The organism is Kibdelosporangium persicum (genome assembly GCF_013280595.1).
GTDB lineage: Bacteria > Actinomycetota > Actinomycetes > Mycobacteriales > Pseudonocardiaceae > Kibdelosporangium > Kibdelosporangium persicum.
This window is the reverse complement of the sequence record NZ_JAAATY010000005.1, coordinates 226,420-242,422: the sequence shown is the minus strand read 5'-3', so window position 1 is coordinate 242,422 and position 16,003 is coordinate 226,420. Positions and strand designations below refer to the sequence as shown.

Genomic DNA, 16,003 nt, shown 5'->3' with positions numbered 1-16,003 from the left:
GTGACACTCTTGCATTACCGGCCTTTCGCGAGCAGGTCGAGCACGGTCCGGCCGGCGAGGCCGCCGCGGGTGCCGCCGGGGACGAACGACCAGTTCCGTTCCCGCAGCGGGGCGCCGGTCAGCCCGAGGCCGTGCCACAGGGCCGCGCCGAGGTCGGGCATCACGGGGTGGACGAACGCCGCGAACACCTTCAGCGCCAGGAATTCCAGCGCGACGCTGGTGCGCGATTCCTCCTGCGCCTTGCTGATCGTGCGCCGGGCCTGTTCGAAGGACCGGAACCGCGCGATCTCGGCCAGCAAGGCGTCGAGCTTCTCGACGTATCCGGCGCTGCTGTACGAGTCGACCGTCAGCACCTGGTCGAACTGGTCGCCGAAGGAGAGCAGGGTGCGGTAGAACGCGCGGTGGTGCGTGGTCCAGGCACCCGTCCCGGGCACCACTTCGGGCACCGACGCCAGCCAGGAATCGAGCCGTGTCACCACCGGGTCCGCGGCGAGGTCGGCGATCTCGTCCGAACCGAGCGATCGCTCGTCCTCCTCGGGGGAGCGGCGGAGCAACGCCACCCGCACGATGTCCGCGGGCACGGTCGCGAGCACGTCGTCCGCCCAGACCACGTGGCGCCTGCTCGTGGAGAACTTGCTGCCGTCGAGCATCAGGAACCGGTTGGCCACGAAACCCTTGGGCAACAGGCCGTCCTTGCCCAGTGCCAGGTAGATCGCCGGGAGCAGGACGAGGTAGAAGAACGTGTTGTCGAACCCGAGCACGGTCACGTTCGACGTCCGCCCGGCGGTGAACCGCTCGGTGTTGATCAGCTGCGTGAGCACCAGTTCCACCCACGGATCGATCACCAGCTCGTCACCCACCGGCAGGCCCCAGCGGGAACGGCGGGTGATCCGGAAACGGCCGAGCCCGCGGCCCAGCAGCGAGTCGGCCAGTCGCCGGGGCTGACCGCCGCCCTGGGCCTGTGCGTAGTACGCGGCAAGAGTGTCCTGAAACGCGTCCAGGTCCAGCTCGTACCCCGGTTCCGGGCGCATGACCGGCGTGGCCCCGCATTGCGCGCACTTCAGCTCGTGGATGTCACGGGCCGGCGTGGGCACACCGCAGGCCTCACAGATCTCGCCTTCGCACGACATCCGGCAGTTCGGGCAGACACCTTTGGCGAACGCCTGGTACAGCGACTGTTCGCACGCCTCGCACCACGGCGTCTCGGCGACGTGGTGGGACACGGCCGGCGACTCCAGCAGTGCCTCGAACAGCTTGTGGACGTGGGCGACGAGCTCCTGGTCCGGTGTCGGCCGGTAGAAGTGCGCCAGATCGACACCGGCCGCGCCGAGCGTCGCCTTGATCGACTCGCCGGCCTCCGCGGCGACGGCCTCCGGCGTCCTGCCGAGCCGATGCGCCGCGGTGGCCACGAAACTCTGGTGGTCGTCGGTTCCCGTGATCACCAAGGCGTCGCGACCGGTGCCGCGCAGGGCGCGGGCGAACAGGTCAGCACGCAGGTACGGGCCGCTCAGGTGGCCGAGGTGCAACCCGCCGTTCGGGGTGACCGGCGGGCAGAACAACAGCGTCCGGCCGGGCTGGCCGAGCTCCGCCAGGTTCCGGACGGCGAGGTCGATGTCCTCCCAGTAGACCGAGACGATGTCGAACGGCTCGGCCGACGTGTTGCGGATTCCGTGGGTGTGGAAGGCGGGCAGGTGGATCACGTCGCCGGTGCGCACCTCGGCCGTCTTGTCCTCCACCAGGACCTCGGCCGTGCCACCCAGCACGAGGAAGAGCTCCCCGTCCTGGTGGCAGTGCAGTTTCGACGTGACGCCCGGCGGCACCGATCCGTACACCGAACCGAACGGCAGACCCGGCACGGCCGTGGCGTCGAACAGGTCCTGCAGGTGCATCTCGTAGGACCACACCATCTGGTCACGGTCGAAGGAACGGCTCAGTTCCTTGTCCGCCTTGCCTTTCCACGAAAGCGTCACGTAGTCGAGATCGCTGGTCGCCACGAGCGGCCGGGTGCCGCCGCCGGGCACGAGAACCGCGTCACCGGCCGTCCTGTCCCCGGACAACGTGGCCGAACCGGTGAGCACGAACAGGATCACCGGCCCGGTACCGCCGATGTCCTGGTGCGCCCCGGCTTTCAGGTGGTGCCTGCGCAGAACGACGGGGAAGCCCGGGATGTCCGCGGCGCTCACACCGTCTTCGGTCAGTGTTCTCACCAGCATCAGGTGTAGTCCTCAAGCGTGCCGGTCCGGCGGACGTCGAGCGTGGCGCAGTGGAAGCCGCCGCTGAGCGTGCGCGCGTGCCGCATCGGCAGCGGGGCGACGGTCACGCCTTTGCTCTCCAGTTCCTTGATCAGCGGGATCTGCAGGTCGTTGACGACCGCGAGGTCCGGGTTGACCATGATGAAGTTCAGGCCGCCCTGCCAGAGCGACGCGCGCGGGTACGACCACGCGTATCCGGTGTCCACGTTGTCGGGGCACCAGATGATTTCCCAATTCTTGAAAATCGACGGGACCTGGTCCTCCCTGATCCGCTCCGGATTGAGCACGACAAGGCCGGGGCGCACGAGGGTGATTGTCGTGTCGATGTGCGTGCCGTCGTAGACGCCTCGGACCGGATGCACCCGATAGGTGTCGCCGAGCACGCGTTGCAGCCATTGCAGCCCGAGTTCGTTTCCGCTGCACGAAACCAGGTAGAGCAGATCGCGGCCGACGCGCAGGATGTTCGCCGCGTCGAAGAGCGGCTCGTGATCGTTGAGGATCGACCCGCTCCGCGGCCTGATGTTGTACGTGTCGTCGAGCAGCCGCGGTTTCGGCGCGGAAATCCAGTTGGCACCGCTGCGCAGGTATTCGACCAGAATGGACTTGTAGGCGTGCGGCTCGAAGTACCGTGACCGCAGCACCATCGGCGTCTCGATGATCGTCTGCCCGACCGCGAGCAGGACGTCGCGCGGGCAGTAGTTGTACTCGCCGTCGGACTCCCAGTCCGGGGTGCCGAACCCGCGCGCGTGATCGGTGACATCCGGCCGCCTGACCGTGACGCCTTCCCCGCGCAGCAGTTCGACCAGGCCTTCGAGGTCCTCGTTGGCCTCCTCGATGATCCTGGCGTCGTACGGTCCGGTCGGGATGTCGGCCATTTCGGCGACGTTGTCGGCGTAGCCGATCGCGAACAGTCCGGGGTCCGGCGAGGGCACCCTGGCCCCGTCGGCGATCCCGACGATCATCTCCTCGAGCGGATCCCACTCGGTGTGGACATTCACAAGTGACATTTGCACGGCACGCTTTCCTGCAATCGGAGTGATGACGGCGGCGCACGCGAGAAGAACAGCGCTGAGCGACAGCCCGACTGGGCTGCTCGTGGGCATGTTCAGATGGCTGTCGGGAAATGTGGGAATCCCGCACCCGGATGTCGCCGGCGGTTCAACGTCGAAAGTTTCGCTCGGCTTCCCCCCAGTCCAACAGATGCTGTGACTAAGGCAACATTACACCCGTGTTGCGAGCTCGGCAATGTCCTGTCAATTCTGTGGATCATCCAAAATGGAGCGATAACGCCGACGCTGATCAATTCGCAGATCGGCAAACAAGTAATGTGACAATTGGCCGGGTGAGCGCGCGAGCGGCACGCCGGAGCGCGGTGCACGGCCTCGAAGGCCACGGAGGTCCAAGGCGTGCGCCGGTCACGGGGAGGCGGGATTGTCGGACCCCTGTGCGATGCTGCCGGGCATGGGTTTCCTGTTCGATGCCGAGCTGTGGATGTGGGACGCCAGGCGGGGCGACAGCTGGACGTTCGTCAGCCTGCCGGTCGACGTCTCCGAGGAGATCCGGGACATGTCCACCGGGCCGAGGCGGGGGTTCGGGTCGGTCAGAGTGCGGGTCACGGTCGGCGGCAGCACGTGGCAGACGTCGATCTTCCCGAGCAAGGAGGGGCACTACGTGCTGCCGGTCAAGCGGGCCGTCCGCAAGTCCGAAGGGCTCGACGTGGGGGACAAGGCCACGGTGGATCTCGACGTCCTGTGACCGCGGAGATCACAACGCGCCCGCGGTTCTGCCCGCACACGCTGATCGGTGCCGCTGTCTCGGACAGCGGCACCGATCGGACATCACGACGGCGGCCATGGCCGGGTCACGAGGTCAAAGCCCCCAGGCCCGGCTCAGCTCGGCTGCGGCGCACACGCCGACATCCAGCATGTACGCGCCGGCGCGGCCACAACCTTGGCCCGGGGCGACGGGCTGACCGTGTCCCATGCCCGTGATCAACCGGGTCTGCACCGGCGCTCCGACGTCGGTCCACTGCTCCGACAGTTCACGCATGTTCGCTGAGGCGACGGTGTAGTCCGCGCCACCGTGCCAGACGTTGACGCCAGGTCGTGCCCCGCTGAACGTGCTCGCGGCGCGAACTTTGTCGCCCCATTGACGCGGGGTGAGATCCTTACCGGGGTTCATGCACGTATACGCCTCGATAACCGTTGCGGCGCAACCGTAAGGCAACCCGGCGACAACGCCGCCGCCCGCGAACAGGTCCGGATAAGCAGCCAGTATGACCGACGTCATCGCGCCGCCTGCGGACAGGCCGGTCACGTACACGCGGCGTGGGTCGGCGCCGGCGTCCGCGACACCTCGGCGTGCCATCTGGGCGATGGACTCGGCCTCGCCGGAACCGCGTCTGATGTCGAGGGACTGGAACCAGTTGAAGCACTGGGAGAAGTTGTTGGCGGTGACTTGCTGGGGCAGGACCACGGTGAACCGCAGGCGGTCCGCCAGGTCGATCCATCCCGCGTTCTGGCCGTACGTCGCGTCCTGGGTGCAGCCGTGCAGGGCGACCACGACCGGCCGGCCGGGCGCCAGGCCGTCGGGGATGTACTCGTACATCCGCAACGCGCCGGGGTTGCTGCCGAATCCGGTGATCTGGCGGACGGTCGCCGCCGACGCCGGTGTGGCCAGGAACGTCATGGCCAGCAGGGCACTGATGAGGATTTTCACGACCACCTCCTTGTGACCGTCATCACTCTGACGGTATGTCCCCTGACTGACCGTGCCCACGGTGCGGACCACCACAATCAGGGCGGGATTTGTGTGGCCGCACGGGATACCCCCGCGTCACCAGGTGACCTACCGTCCGGCCATGCGGTCAGCCTTGGTCCTCACCGGAGTCCTGCTCGCCACCCTCGCCACACCGTCCGCGCACGCGAGTACCTGCGCGCCGGTCGTCGTTCCCGGCGCCGCCCACGTCGTGCGGTCCTGTTTGGACGATCTGACCACGACCGGCACCCTGCGCACCGGCCACACCGTGCAGGCCGACTGGGCAGGCCTGACGTCGGCCGGGTTGCCCACCGTGGGTGCCGTGCCCGGTGTCCAGGTCGACGGCTACTTCCCGGACACCTCGAAGACCAACACGACCCACGGCTGGAACCACGACTCCCAGTTCGTGATCCGCCTGCCGAAGAGGTGGAACGGCGGCCTCGTCGTGTCCGGTTCACCGGGCGTGCGACGCCAGTACGCCAACGACCGCGCGATAGCCGACCAGGTGCTGGCCGCCGGTTACGCCTTCGCGGCGACGGACAAGGGAAACACCGGGGCGGACTTCTTCACCGACGGCCATCGCCCTGGCGACGCGCTGGTGGAGTGGAACACCCGCGTCACCCAGCTCACGGTCGCGGCGAAGCTGACCGCCAAACTCCACTATGGACGACTCCCGTCCCGGACGGTCGCCGCCGGCCTGTCGAACGGTGGCTACCTCGTACGCTGGCAGTTGGAGAACGTGCCGTGGCTGTACGCCGGCGGCGTCGACTGGGAAGGGACGCTGTGGCGCGCCGAAGGTGACAACCTGCTGACGTTCCTGCCTCCGGCGATCCGCGGCTACCAAAGCGGTTCCCGGGAGACGATCGGCGCGGCGGGATTCGCGCCCGAATCGGAATTCCTGTGGCCGTACCACAAGCAGGTGTATTGGGACCTGACACAACGGATCTACCGTACCGAACTGGACCCGGAGTTCACCGGCGACGACGCTTCGTACGATTACGCGACGCGTCCCGCGGCGGTGCACAGGGCGGTCGCCCGCATCTCGTTGACCGGCCGTATCGGCAAACCCTTGCTGACCCTGCACGGGACTGTGGACGCGTTGTTGCCGATCAGCCGTGATTCCGATGTCTACCAAGGGATGATCACCCGGCAGGGACGTGCGCATCTTCAGCGGTACTACCGGATCGAGGGCGGCAACCACGTCGACGGGCTGTACGACACATACCCGGACCTGTTGCGGCCCATCGGTCCATGCTTCCGCACGGCGTTCACGGCTTTGGACGGGTGGTTGAACGGCGTTCAGCCGCCACCGTCGGCGACTGTCAAGCGGGCCGGTGCGAACCTCGCCACGGAGTGTTCGCTCGGCTAGGACCTGTGGTGCCGCACCGGAACTGTCAGCAGCGGTCCGCTCGGCCATGCCGATTGTGCGCAGTGCTGACGTAACGCGCGGAACTACCCGAATCGGCGCGGATTGCCTCGTCTGCGGATCGACGGGCCCGCGTCCCGCGCCTTCGGCGGGTGAAGGCGCGCCACCACCTCAATCGCAACCGATGGTTGCGCGTGGCGGGCGACTGCCCTACAGTCATGTGCAACCAAAGGTTGCGAGATGAGGAGAACGTGATGGAGTACGGCAGCATCGAGCGGGAGATCCACGTCGACGCCACGCCCGAAGTGGTCTACCAGGTCATCAGCACGCCGGAACACCTGCGGGAATGGTGGCCCGACGAGGCGGACATCGAGCCGGTGCCCGGTGCCACCGGGACCGTCTCGTTCGGCGCCGACAAGGTCGAACCGCTCACGGTGGTTGAGGCCGTCCCGCCCCGCCGGTTCTCCTTCCGGTGGGTGGCCGACGAGGGCGCGGCCGCGGCGCCGGGTAACTCGCTGCTGGTGACGTTCGACCTGGTCCCGTCGGGTGCGGGCACGCTGCTGCGCTTCACCGAAGAGGGGTTCCGGGAGAAGGGCTGGGAGGTGGCGGTGCTCGAGGAGGCGTACCGTGACCACACCGCCGGCTGGGACCACTTCCTGCCCAGGCTCGTCACGTATGTGGGCCGGCTGGCGTCGGCGCGATGAACGCCGCCGTCGACGACGAGCTCTGGTCGGCGGTGGGTGACCCCATCCGCCGTCGGATGCTCGACCTGCTGCTGGTTGACGGTGGCAGCACGGCGACGAGGCTGAGTGAGCAACTGCCGGTCACTCGTCAGGCAGTCGCCAAACATCTCGGCGTGCTCGACCGGGCCGGTCTGGTTCGTTCCACGCCTTCGGGCCGTGAACGCCGCTACGAGGTGGACGAGGCCCAACTCGCCCGCGCGGTCGCGCAACTGTCGTCGGTCGGAACGGCCTGGGACGCCCGGCTGCGGCGCATCCAGCGCATCGCCGAGACGATCCAGCGCACCCGGAAAAGCTGAACCGTCGCGATGGACGCAGCCGTATCCGCGGCGGCGCGATGAACAGAGGGGTATCGAAATGGTGGACATCTTGCACAGGGTCGGGATCACGGCGTCTCCCAAGGAGGTCTACGACGCACTGACCACGATTGACGGCCTGGCGGGCTGGTGGACGCGTGACACGACGGGCGACGGCGAAGTCGGCGGAGTGATCCGGTTCCGCTTCGAGGCCGCGCCCCCGCCCAGCGGCTTCGACATGAAGGTCCTGGCGGCTGAACCGGCCGAGCGCGTGCTGTGGGAGGTCGTGGAAGGTCCCGGGGAATGGGTCGGTACGCGGATCCGCTTCGACCTGAAGCAGGAGGACGAGTACACGATCGTGCTGTTCGCGCACGAGGGCTGGGCCGCGCCGAACGAGTTCATGCACCACTGCGGCACCAAGTGGGCGACGTTCCTGATGAGCCTGAAGAAGCTGGTCGAGACCGGCGCGGGCGAACCCGCGCCGGACGACGTCAGGATCAGCAACTGGCACTGAGGGACATGGCCTGGTGGCAAAGCGTCGCCGGAACCGGCCGTCCGAGTGAACGGCGATCACGTTGCCCGCCACGGGTTTCGGTGCCAGGTCGGACCTTCCCGCCACAAGGGGTTCTTTCCGCCAGGAAAGTCCCTTGTGGCGGGTGGGCCACACCCGTTCCAATTACCGCCGTAATACGTATGGTTACTTTGTAGCGCTAAGACCGTCCCGCCACGAAGGCCACTGCGGCGTCCAGCCCAAGTCACGTGCTCGCCGGTTGTCGGCGCCACGTGCCCATCCCGTCCGCGGAGCGTCCGATCGGGCTGGTTCAGGTGCGCCGACCGCCTGACAGAACACGGGCGTCCAGTCGTAGCCGGTCGCGGGCTCGTCGTCACAGACGTTGACGACACCCGTCGGCCAGTGCAGCGCCGATACGGCCGCTGAAGCCGCGTCGTCGACGTGCACGAAGCTGGTCACGTCCGCTGTCGCCTGCAAACGCCCGTCGTGGGCGAGTCGCGCCATGAATCCGCCAGGTGTGTACCAGGTGTCGGGACCGTAGAACATTCCGTAGCGCAGGACGACCCATTCCGGTGCTTCTCGTACGGTCGTTTCCAGCGTGGCCACGGCGCGCACGGTGTTCTGCCGGTCAGCGTCCGAATCGAGGTCGAGGGGCACGTCCTCGGCGGCCGGTTTGTCCCCTGGTTCGTAGACCCAGCAGATGCTCTGGGCGATGATCCGCTGGACGCCCGCGTCGAGAGCCGCGTCGGCCAGATTGCGGGTGCCCTGCTCCCGGATTTTGGCGTTGGCGGTCCGGTCGCCGGCGCTGAGGTCGGTCAGCTGGTGCATGACCACGTCCGGCTCGGCCGCGCGGACCGCGTCGGCCAGCGCGGCGCGGTCGTAGACGTCGGCGATCGCCACCTGGGCGCCGAGCTTCTCCAGGACGGGGGACGGGCGCCGGGTGAGCCCGACGACCTGATGGCCATGGGCGACCAGCGACTCCGTCACCCGCCGTCCGATTACCCCTGATGCACCGGCCAAGAAGATCCGCATGTCCTTGACCATAGGTCCGTGCGGGCGCGGTCCGTGGTCCAGTCGCGGCTCGATTTCGTGGGCCGCTACGGCGTCGACCGCGACCGGTGCTCCGCGAGGATCTCGTCGATCACGTGCACGGAATTGGCCGCGATCACCGGATTGGTCTCCCGGTAGTACGGCAGCTGGATCAGTGAGATCGACAACGCCCAGCCGCGGCCACGCGCCCAGGTCGCGTCGTCGACGTCCACACCAGACCGGAAGGTCTCCCTGGCCTGGCCGGTGAACAGGTTCCATGCCGGAATGAGGTCGACCGCGGGATCGCCGACGCCGACCACGCCGAAGTCGATCACGGCGCGGAGCCCGCCGTCCGCGGTGAGCACGTTGCCCGGCCCCAGATCGCCGTGCGTCCACACCGGCCGCGACGACCATTCCGGTGCCCGTGACGCCTCTTCCCAAGCGGCGGTGGCCGCATCGGTGTCGATGATCCCGTGCAGCTCGCTGATCGCCTGACGAGTCGCGTGATCCCGGTGGGACAGCGGACCGCCCCGGTCGGATGCCGGACCCGGACCCGGGTCGATCCGCCGCAAGGCCACGACGAACTCCGCGAGGTCCTCGGCCACGCCCGGAATGTCACCGACGACCGGGTTCTCGCCCTCGATCCAGCGAAGCACCGACCAGTCACACGGATAACCCGCACCGGGCACGCCTTGACCGACCGGAACGGGAGTCGCCACCGGCAACGGAGCCAACCGCGGCAACCAGGTCTGCTCGCGCCGGATGTCCGCGGCCGCCCGTTCGACCAACGGCAGGCGCACCACCAGGTCCTCACCGAGCCGGTACAGGGCGTTCACCGTTCCCGAGGACGTCACCCGGGAGATCGGCAGATCGGCCCACTGCGGGAATTGTGCGGCCAGCAGTCGCCGGACAAGGGCGACGGACGTGGGGATTTCATCGGCGTGCATCGTCATCGCGACGGACGATAACCAGGGCGCCCGTTCGGTCGCACACGATTAAACGGACCACACGAAACGGTGTGACAGATCCACCGGTACCGCACCGCGACGTCCGGTCCGCCGACCGCCACCCGCATCCGTGGCCAGCGGTGTCCCTTGATCGCGACACGCGGTTTGCAAGCCCTTGACCTGCGGATTTTACCTTCCGGGCCACTCTGGGCCGCGGTACCGGCCCCGGGCGGGCGCACGGTACCCTGGCATGGGATCTTGCATCGGGTACGCCGACGTCGACGGGCTGCATTGTGGTTTTCCACAGTAGGTGCGGTGAGGTTTGACGCCGTGAAGTGGGAGGCACACCTCCTTCTGCCGCCGTCTGCGCATTCCTAAGCTTGTGGGTGTAAGAAGGTTCCCGGAAGAGAGCGTTGATGTCTGTTTACCTGCTAGCCGAGAGCGCACACGAGCCTGTCGGCGGATTGGCCGGCTGGGCCGTCAACCTGATGGACACCCTCGGCGGTGTGGGTGCGGCACTCGTCGTCGGCTTGGACAACCTTTTCCCGCCCATCCCCAGCGAACTGGTGTTGCCGCTGGCCGGGTTCTCCGCGAGCAAGGGCGTGTTCACGCTGGCGGGCGCCCTGTTCTGGACCACGTTGGGGTCCGTCGTCGGCGCGATCATCGTGTACCTGGTGGGCGCGTTGCTCGGCCGGGACCGCACGAGGGCCCTGGTCGGCAAGATCCCGCTGGTCAAGGTGACCGACTTCGACAAGACCGAGCAGTGGTTCGCCAAGCACGGCACGAAGGCGGTGTTCTTCGGCCGGATGATCCCGCTGTTCCGCAGTTTCATCTCGCTGCCCGCGGGCGTCGAGAAGATGAACTTCGTGAAGTTCCTGCTGCTGACCACGGCGGGCAGCCTGATCTGGAACACCATCTTCGTCGTCGCGGGCTACCAGCTGGGGGAGAACTGGTACCTGGTCGACGAGTACGCCGGGGTGTTCCAGAAGATCGTGATCGGCGCGGTGGTCCTGGCCGTCGTGCTGTTCGTCGTGATGCGGCTGCGCAACCGCAACAAGGGAAAAGCTGAGGACGCGGACGCCACCCAGGTGCTGCCGCGGATCCCGCACGACAGGTGACCTGCCGGGCAGGGACGGCGGTCGCCGGCGACCGCCGTCCTTTCTCGTGCGGGGACGGACAGCCTGGCCGTCACCGGCGTCCCGCGCACGAAACGCCCTGCCGTATAGGGTTGGCGATGTGGCGGAGACTGAGCCCTTCTCGGTGGAGAAGTTCGTCGCCGGGTTGAGCCGGAAGCGGATGGCGTCGGGGGTGCTGTTCCGGGACGACACCGGCCGCGTGCTCCTGGTGGAGCCGTCGTACAAGCAGCAGTGGGAGATCCCGGGTGGCGCGGTCGACGAGAACGAGTCTCCGTGGGCGACGGTGTCCCGTGAGCTGACCGAGGAACTCGGCATGCGGCGGCCGGTGGGCAGGTTGCTGGTCGTCGACTACATCCACGCCGACGGGGACTGGCCGGAGGCTGTCATGTTCGTGTTCGACGGCGGCGTCCTCACACAGTCCGATGTGGACGCGATGGTGTTCGCCGACGGGGAGATCCTCTCAGCGGGTTTCTACGATCTGCCGGCGGCCCGGGAACGCCTCATCCCGCGGCTCGCGGGCCGGGTCGAAGCCGCGCTGGAGGCCGTCAAGCTCGGTACGACGGTCCTCTGCGAACACGGGCGGCCGATCACCTAGGTCGTGTTTCGAATGTCCCGGTCGATGAGAGTCGGGATCGGGGCGGTTCCTGGCGTCGCCGCGGGATCGCCGCGAATACTGGTTGTCTTTGGGCGGTCCCGCGGTGGCGTCAGGGGCCGCATCCGGCCCGGCTATCGCGATCGGGCATTTGAAACACGGCCTAGTCGGAGTTGGCGAACACGAGCACAGCGGCCTCGTCGCCCGCGCGAACCGGGAGCCAGGCCTCGGTGAGGTCGTCGAGCCGGTCGAAATCGAGACTCAGCAGGACGCGTACGTCGGAGTCGCCGGAGTCGCCGTCGGGCACGAAGTAGGCGACCTTCTCCCGGACCAGGCGCTGGAGCCGGTCGAGGTCCTCGACGGTCCAGGAGACCGGTGGACGCCCGTCGAACCTGGCGAAGAATTCGGTGAACGGTGTCGCCCGGCCGACCACGACGAGGAAGCCCTCCAGTGACTTCCGCAGGCACGCGTGACCACCGCACTGGTTCTCGTACACCACCCCGGTCGGTGCCGGCACGATCAGGCACAGCACTTCCGGGACGGCGTCATGCGGGTTGAAATCAACGCGTACCTGCATGGACCAGAGCGTAATGGGTTCGCCCGGTGCCGCGACGATCTCCCGTGAACCACTGCGGAGTCCACTGTAGACGTTGTCGTGATCCGGTGCGGACGGCGAGTGCTTCGTCTGTGCTTGACCGGTTACGATGAGCGACGGGCCACACGAGATCCCGGACGTGTTACTTGACGAAGTGGATCTGAGTTGCACAACGGCTTCCGGCCCGGCTGACCGGCGCAAACGCCTGTGCCGGGACGATTCCGGCGCCGCCGGGCGACCAAGGCGTGCCTCGCGGCAGGGCCACGTGGGCCGTGGACGCCCTATTGTTGGTGACCACGGGCGACCACGGTCGAGGTCGGGACGAGGAAGGGGATGCCTGTGCGGCAGAGGAACACGACGCCATGGCCGGCACGGTGCTCGCGGCAGCGGCGCGAACTCGCGTAGACGCGGACCCGGCACCGCACGCGCCCGGTGGGCGTTCGACGTGGTGCTCGACGGAACTGTCAGTACCCACGCCAGTAGTCGTCCACGTGACCCGACCAGACGAAGGTGAACATCCATGGCCGATCACGCCGAACTCATGCCCGTCGCCACCAGAGCCGTCGCGTTGGCCCGACGGATCGTCCAGGAGCGGACACCGTCCACTGTGTCCCCGAAGGGCGACCGGGACATGGTGACCGACGTCGACCTCGCGGTGGAGGACGCCGTCCGGGAGTTCCTCGCCAGGGAGACGCCCGAGATCGGGATGCTCGGAGAGGAACACGGGCAGACCGGGGCGGGCGGCGGCCTGCTGAACTGGGTCCTCGACCCGATCGACGGAACCGCCAACTTCGCCCGTGGCATCCCGTTGTGCGCGGTGTCCCTCGCGCTGGTCGACGGCACGGAGGCCAGGCTGGCCGCCGTCGACCTGCCGTTCCTGGACACCTGGTACACCGCACGGGCGGAGAACGGCGCGTACGTCAACGGCGAGCCGATGCGGTGCTCCGCGGTCGTGCAGGAGTCCGCCGCCATGATCTCGATCGGGGACTTCTCGGTGGGCGAAGGCTCGACCGAGAAGAACCGTATCCGGCTCGCGTTGCTCACCGACCTGGGCGCGCGTGTCCAGCGGATCAGGATGATCGGCACCGCGGCGATCGACCTGGCCTGGGTCGCCCAAGGCAAGCTGGACGCCACCATCAACCTGTCCAACATGCCTTGGGACACGATGGCGGGCGCGCTCCTGGTGCGGGAGGCGGGCGGCATGGTCGTCGACTACGACGGCACGCCGCACACGTCCGAATCGACCAACACGATCGCCGTCGCGCCCGGACTCTACGATGTGCTCATGAAGAGGTTGGCCGAAGCCCGGCTATGACAGGCCGAGTGGTCGTCCTCGGCCTCGGCGGCACCATCGCGATGACGTCCCTGTGTCCCTTGTGGACATCCTCAGCGGACTGGCGGCCCTGAAAGACCCTCGTGAGTGTTTGTCCGGGTTCTAACCCTGATAACCACTCACGAGCAGGAAAGTGCCCTCTAAAATCGGCCTGGGTGTCGACGAGGGGGCCGCTGATGGAACACGAGAGCGAGTGGGACACGGCACGGGAGGCCTTGTCCGCGCTGCTCTACGAAGCCCTGTCGGAACCGGAGATCCGCACGGCGCTGGCAGGCTCGGACATCACCGACAGGGAAGCCGGCCAGGCCATCCTGGACGACCACACGGTCCTGGCGCGCATCCGGATGGAGCAGGACGAGGTGCGGTGGCTCGGCCTGCGGTTCGACACGTTCGACGACGACCGCCACGAGCGGCCCAGGGTGACGTTGGCCGAGGTCGGGCGGCTGCTGTTCGCGTTCGCGCTCGGCGTCGGCTACATCTCCCTGATGCGGGCGGCATGGGCCGGCATGGCCCTGATCGACCACGTCATCGTCGTGATCGGCTTCATCGCCACCGTGGCGATCTCCTGCAGGGTGGCCATCGAGCGGACACCCGGCGTGCTGGCCCTGCTCGGCGTGTACGAGCGGGAAGGCGATTCCGACGAAACGTACGGCCTCGGCGACCGGTGGAACACCGTGCTCGTCACGTTGGTCCAGCCGGAACTCCTGCGGCACATCGAAAGCCGCCGCCAACGGATCTACAGCACCAAGTTGCGGTCCAGGCAAGTGACCAACCTGTACATCGAGGACGACACGGACGTCGTCGTCACCGAAGCCACCGAACGGCTTGGCCGGGTGCTCAAGCGCTCGGCTTCCGGCGCCATCGCGTTGGCGGGACAGCGCGGCACCGGCAAGACCACCGCCATCCAGTCGATCATGCACGGCCGGTTCCAGTCGCCGGACTCCCCGCCGCCGTTGACGGTCGTCGCCGCCGCACCCGCGAGGTACGAGGCGCGCGACTTCGTGTTGCACCTGCATGCCTTGCTGTGCAAGGCGGTCATCGCCAAGGTCGACGAGGTCCGCGCCTTCGCGAAATGGGACGGGCCGGACCGCAACCGGGATCGCCTGCGGGGCATCCTGGGCCCAGCCGTGGTGATCACCGCGGTCGTCTATGGCGGAAGCCAGCTGTTGGGCATGACGATCCCGGCTTTCCTGACGGACTTACAACGCGCCGCGGCCACCATCTGGCACGGCTTTCCGGAAAAGATCCCGGACGTCTTCCTCGGCGGGTCCTTCCTGCGCGGCACCGTCCTCGTGGCTTGCGTGGTGGCCGCGTTGTACGGCGTCCGGCTCGTGTTCGCCTTGCCGGGCAGTGCCAGGTGGTTGTGGCGCAGGAGCACGAGGCGAAGGCGCGACCCGCTCACCACCCTCAAGACACAGGCCCGGCAGCAACTGGACCGGATCCGGTTCCTGCAGACGTTCACGTCCGGGTGGTCGGGCAAGATCAGCACGCCGCTGAAGGGCGAGGCCAGCCGGACCTGGCAGTCCCAGCGCGCGGAACAACAGCTGACCCATCCCGAAGTGGTCGAGGAGTTCCGCCGGTTCGCCCGGACCGCCGCGGCCACCCTCGTCGCGGCCGAGGTGATCGACCGGATCGTGATCGCCATCGACGAACTGGACAAGATCGGCCAGCCGGAGAAGGCACACGAGTTCGTCAACGACATCAAGGGCGTTTTCGGCGTTCCCGGCTGCCTTTTCCTCGTCTCGGTGTCCGACGACGCCTTCACCACGTTCGAACAGCGCGGCATCGCCGTGCGGGACGCCTTCGACAGCGCGTTCGCCGAGATGATCCGGATGGACCACTTCACCGTCGACGAGAGCAGGCGATGGATCAGCAGGCGCCTGCCCGGCGCGCCCGAACAGTTCATCCTGCTGTGCCATTGCCTTTCCGGCGGGTTGCCCCGCGATCTGCGGCGTTGTGTCGTGGACATGCTGGACGCCGCGTTCGACCTGTACAACCCGCCGCTCTCGGCGGTGGTCGCGCGGATGGTCCGCCAGGAGGTTCTGAAGAAATCCCACGCCTTCGCCGGGATGGCCCGGTCCCAGGAGGCCGGTCCGGGGATTTCCCGGCTGATGGGCGATCTGCTCGCCGCCCGGTCGGCGACCACGCCCGGCGAGATGCTGGAACTGGCCAAGAGCCTCGCCGAACCCGACGAGCACTACGCCCAGCTGCGGGCACAGAGCAGCGGTTTTCTGTTGTTCTGCGCCACGATCCTGGAGGTCTTCACCGACACGCTCGACGGGAAGGCGCTGCGCGCCATCACACTGGCACCGCTGGCGACCGTCCGGCAGCAGATGGCCGTCGATCCGCAAGTCGCCAGGGGACTTCTCGTCCGGTTCCGCAAGGAGCACGGCCTCCAGTTCGACGACCTGACGTGATCAGCACGTTTACGGATAGGCTGGGGACATTC

General features: G+C 67.6%; 15 protein-coding genes. 9 read left to right on the top strand and 6 right to left on the bottom strand.

The genetic code is table 11. The annotated features are described in order from the left end of the window. Window positions 1–14 precede the first annotated feature (14 nt). Window positions 15–2,213 carry a class I tRNA ligase family protein gene (locus tag GC106_RS12050; RefSeq protein WP_173128415.1) on the bottom strand — a complete coding sequence of 733 codons (2,199 nt, stop codon included), beginning with the start codon at window positions 2,211–2,213 and terminating at the stop codon, window positions 15–17. Further along, window positions 2,213–3,259 (bottom strand): inosamine-phosphate amidinotransferase 1, encoded by a 1,047-nt coding sequence (locus GC106_RS12045; protein WP_173128412.1) that lies wholly within the window; start codon window positions 3,257–3,259, stop codon window positions 2,213–2,215. Before GC106_RS12045 ends, GC106_RS12050 begins: the two co-directional genes overlap by 1 nt. 454 nt (window positions 3,260–3,713) lie before the next feature. Here GC106_RS12045 and GC106_RS12040 point away from each other — a divergent pair, with 454 nt between their 5' ends. Continuing rightward, the gene (locus GC106_RS12040) at window positions 3,714–4,007 is read left to right on the top strand and encodes a DUF1905 domain-containing protein (RefSeq protein WP_173128409.1); all 294 of its coding nucleotides are present in this window, start codon (window positions 3,714–3,716) and stop codon (window positions 4,005–4,007) included. Window positions 4,008–4,121: 114 nt separating this feature from the next. On the opposite strand, the gene GC106_RS12035 is transcribed toward GC106_RS12040, so the two are convergent. Next, complete coding sequence (locus GC106_RS12035) at window positions 4,122–4,976, bottom strand: extracellular catalytic domain type 1 short-chain-length polyhydroxyalkanoate depolymerase (RefSeq protein WP_312872604.1); 855 nt, start codon at window positions 4,974–4,976, stop codon at window positions 4,122–4,124. A gap of 136 nt (window positions 4,977–5,112) precedes the next feature. Between GC106_RS12035 and GC106_RS12030 the strand changes: the two genes are divergently transcribed. From GC106_RS12030 to GC106_RS12015, 4 genes are all read left to right on the top strand, one after another. Beyond that, entirely contained in the window at window positions 5,113–6,378 is a 1,266-nt protein-coding gene (locus GC106_RS12030; RefSeq protein WP_173128406.1) for an alpha/beta hydrolase family protein, read from the top strand. 251 nt (window positions 6,379–6,629) lie between these two features. Continuing rightward, window positions 6,630–7,079, top strand: a complete 450-nt coding sequence (locus GC106_RS12025) for an SRPBCC domain-containing protein (protein WP_173128404.1) — start codon at window positions 6,630–6,632, stop codon at window positions 7,077–7,079. Further along, on the top strand, window positions 7,076–7,414 hold the full coding sequence (locus GC106_RS12020; protein ID WP_173128401.1) for an ArsR/SmtB family transcription factor: 339 nt from the start codon (window positions 7,076–7,078) through the stop codon (window positions 7,412–7,414). Before GC106_RS12025 ends, GC106_RS12020 begins: the two co-directional genes overlap by 4 nt. A gap of 58 nt (window positions 7,415–7,472) precedes the next feature. After that, entirely contained in the window at window positions 7,473–7,925 is a 453-nt protein-coding gene (locus GC106_RS12015; protein WP_173128398.1) for an SRPBCC family protein, read from the top strand. 183 nt (window positions 7,926–8,108) lie between these two features. Here the strand turns inward: GC106_RS12015 and GC106_RS12010 are convergent, their stop codons facing one another. Together GC106_RS12010 and GC106_RS12005 are read right to left on the bottom strand one after the other, a co-directional pair. Beyond that, on the bottom strand, window positions 8,109–8,954 hold the full coding sequence (locus GC106_RS12010) for an NAD-dependent epimerase/dehydratase family protein (RefSeq protein WP_173128395.1): 846 nt from the start codon (window positions 8,952–8,954) through the stop codon (window positions 8,109–8,111). A gap of 65 nt (window positions 8,955–9,019) precedes the next feature. Further along, window positions 9,020–9,904, bottom strand: a complete 885-nt coding sequence (locus tag GC106_RS12005) for an aminoglycoside phosphotransferase family protein (protein ID WP_312872603.1) — start codon at window positions 9,902–9,904, stop codon at window positions 9,020–9,022. A 410-nt stretch (window positions 9,905–10,314) separates the two neighbouring features. On the opposite strand from GC106_RS12005, the gene GC106_RS12000 reads away from it, so the two are divergent. Beyond that, on the top strand, window positions 10,315–11,016 hold the full coding sequence (locus GC106_RS12000) for a DedA family protein (protein WP_173128393.1): 702 nt from the start codon (window positions 10,315–10,317) through the stop codon (window positions 11,014–11,016). A 118-nt stretch (window positions 11,017–11,134) separates the two neighbouring features. Then, window positions 11,135–11,629 carry an NUDIX domain-containing protein gene (locus tag GC106_RS11995; RefSeq protein WP_312872602.1) on the top strand — a complete coding sequence of 165 codons (495 nt, stop codon included), beginning with the start codon at window positions 11,135–11,137 and terminating at the stop codon, window positions 11,627–11,629. A 160-nt stretch (window positions 11,630–11,789) separates the two neighbouring features. On the opposite strand, the gene GC106_RS11990 is transcribed toward GC106_RS11995, so the two are convergent. After that, the gene (locus tag GC106_RS11990; RefSeq protein ID WP_173128390.1) at window positions 11,790–12,203 is read right to left on the bottom strand and encodes a DUF6210 family protein; all 414 of its coding nucleotides are present in this window, start codon (window positions 12,201–12,203) and stop codon (window positions 11,790–11,792) included. 538 nt (window positions 12,204–12,741) lie between these two features. On the opposite strand from GC106_RS11990, the gene GC106_RS11985 reads away from it, so the two are divergent. Both GC106_RS11985 and GC106_RS11980 read left to right on the top strand, forming a co-directional pair. Continuing rightward, entirely contained in the window at window positions 12,742–13,536 is a 795-nt protein-coding gene (locus tag GC106_RS11985; RefSeq protein ID WP_173128387.1) for an inositol monophosphatase family protein, read from the top strand. 194 nt (window positions 13,537–13,730) lie between these two features. Next, entirely contained in the window at window positions 13,731–15,971 is a 2,241-nt protein-coding gene (locus GC106_RS11980) for a hypothetical protein (protein ID WP_173128383.1), read from the top strand. Window positions 15,972–16,003 lie beyond the last annotated feature (32 nt).

What these genes read in the sequence shown, in the direction of transcription:
- GC106_RS12010 (WP_173128395.1), bottom strand. Translation starts at nt 8,954, where the DNA reads ATGCGGATCTTCTTGGCCGGTGCATCAGGGGTAATCGGACGGCGGGTG.
- GC106_RS11990 (WP_173128390.1), bottom strand. Translation starts at nt 12,203, where the DNA reads ATGCAGGTACGCGTTGATTTCAACCCGCATGACGCCGTCCCGGAAGTG.
- GC106_RS11985 (WP_173128387.1), top strand. Translation starts at nt 12,742, where the DNA reads ATGGCCGATCACGCCGAACTCATGCCCGTCGCCACCAGAGCCGTCGCG.
- GC106_RS12050 (WP_173128415.1), bottom strand. Translation starts at nt 2,213, where the DNA reads ATGCTGGTGAGAACACTGACCGAAGACGGTGTGAGCGCCGCGGACATC.
- GC106_RS12000 (WP_173128393.1), top strand. Translation starts at nt 10,315, where the DNA reads ATGTCTGTTTACCTGCTAGCCGAGAGCGCACACGAGCCTGTCGGCGGA.
- GC106_RS12020 (WP_173128401.1), top strand. Translation starts at nt 7,076, where the DNA reads ATGAACGCCGCCGTCGACGACGAGCTCTGGTCGGCGGTGGGTGACCCC.
- GC106_RS12015 (WP_173128398.1), top strand. Translation starts at nt 7,473, where the DNA reads ATGGTGGACATCTTGCACAGGGTCGGGATCACGGCGTCTCCCAAGGAG.
- GC106_RS12045 (WP_173128412.1), bottom strand. Translation starts at nt 3,259, where the DNA reads ATGTCACTTGTGAATGTCCACACCGAGTGGGATCCGCTCGAGGAGATG.
- GC106_RS12030 (WP_173128406.1), top strand. Translation starts at nt 5,113, where the DNA reads ATGCGGTCAGCCTTGGTCCTCACCGGAGTCCTGCTCGCCACCCTCGCC.
- GC106_RS12005 (WP_312872603.1), bottom strand. Translation starts at nt 9,904, where the DNA reads ATGACGATGCACGCCGATGAAATCCCCACGTCCGTCGCCCTTGTCCGG.
- GC106_RS11980 (WP_173128383.1), top strand. Translation starts at nt 13,731, where the DNA reads ATGGAACACGAGAGCGAGTGGGACACGGCACGGGAGGCCTTGTCCGCG.
- GC106_RS12025 (WP_173128404.1), top strand. Translation starts at nt 6,630, where the DNA reads ATGGAGTACGGCAGCATCGAGCGGGAGATCCACGTCGACGCCACGCCC.
- GC106_RS12040 (WP_173128409.1), top strand. Translation starts at nt 3,714, where the DNA reads ATGGGTTTCCTGTTCGATGCCGAGCTGTGGATGTGGGACGCCAGGCGG.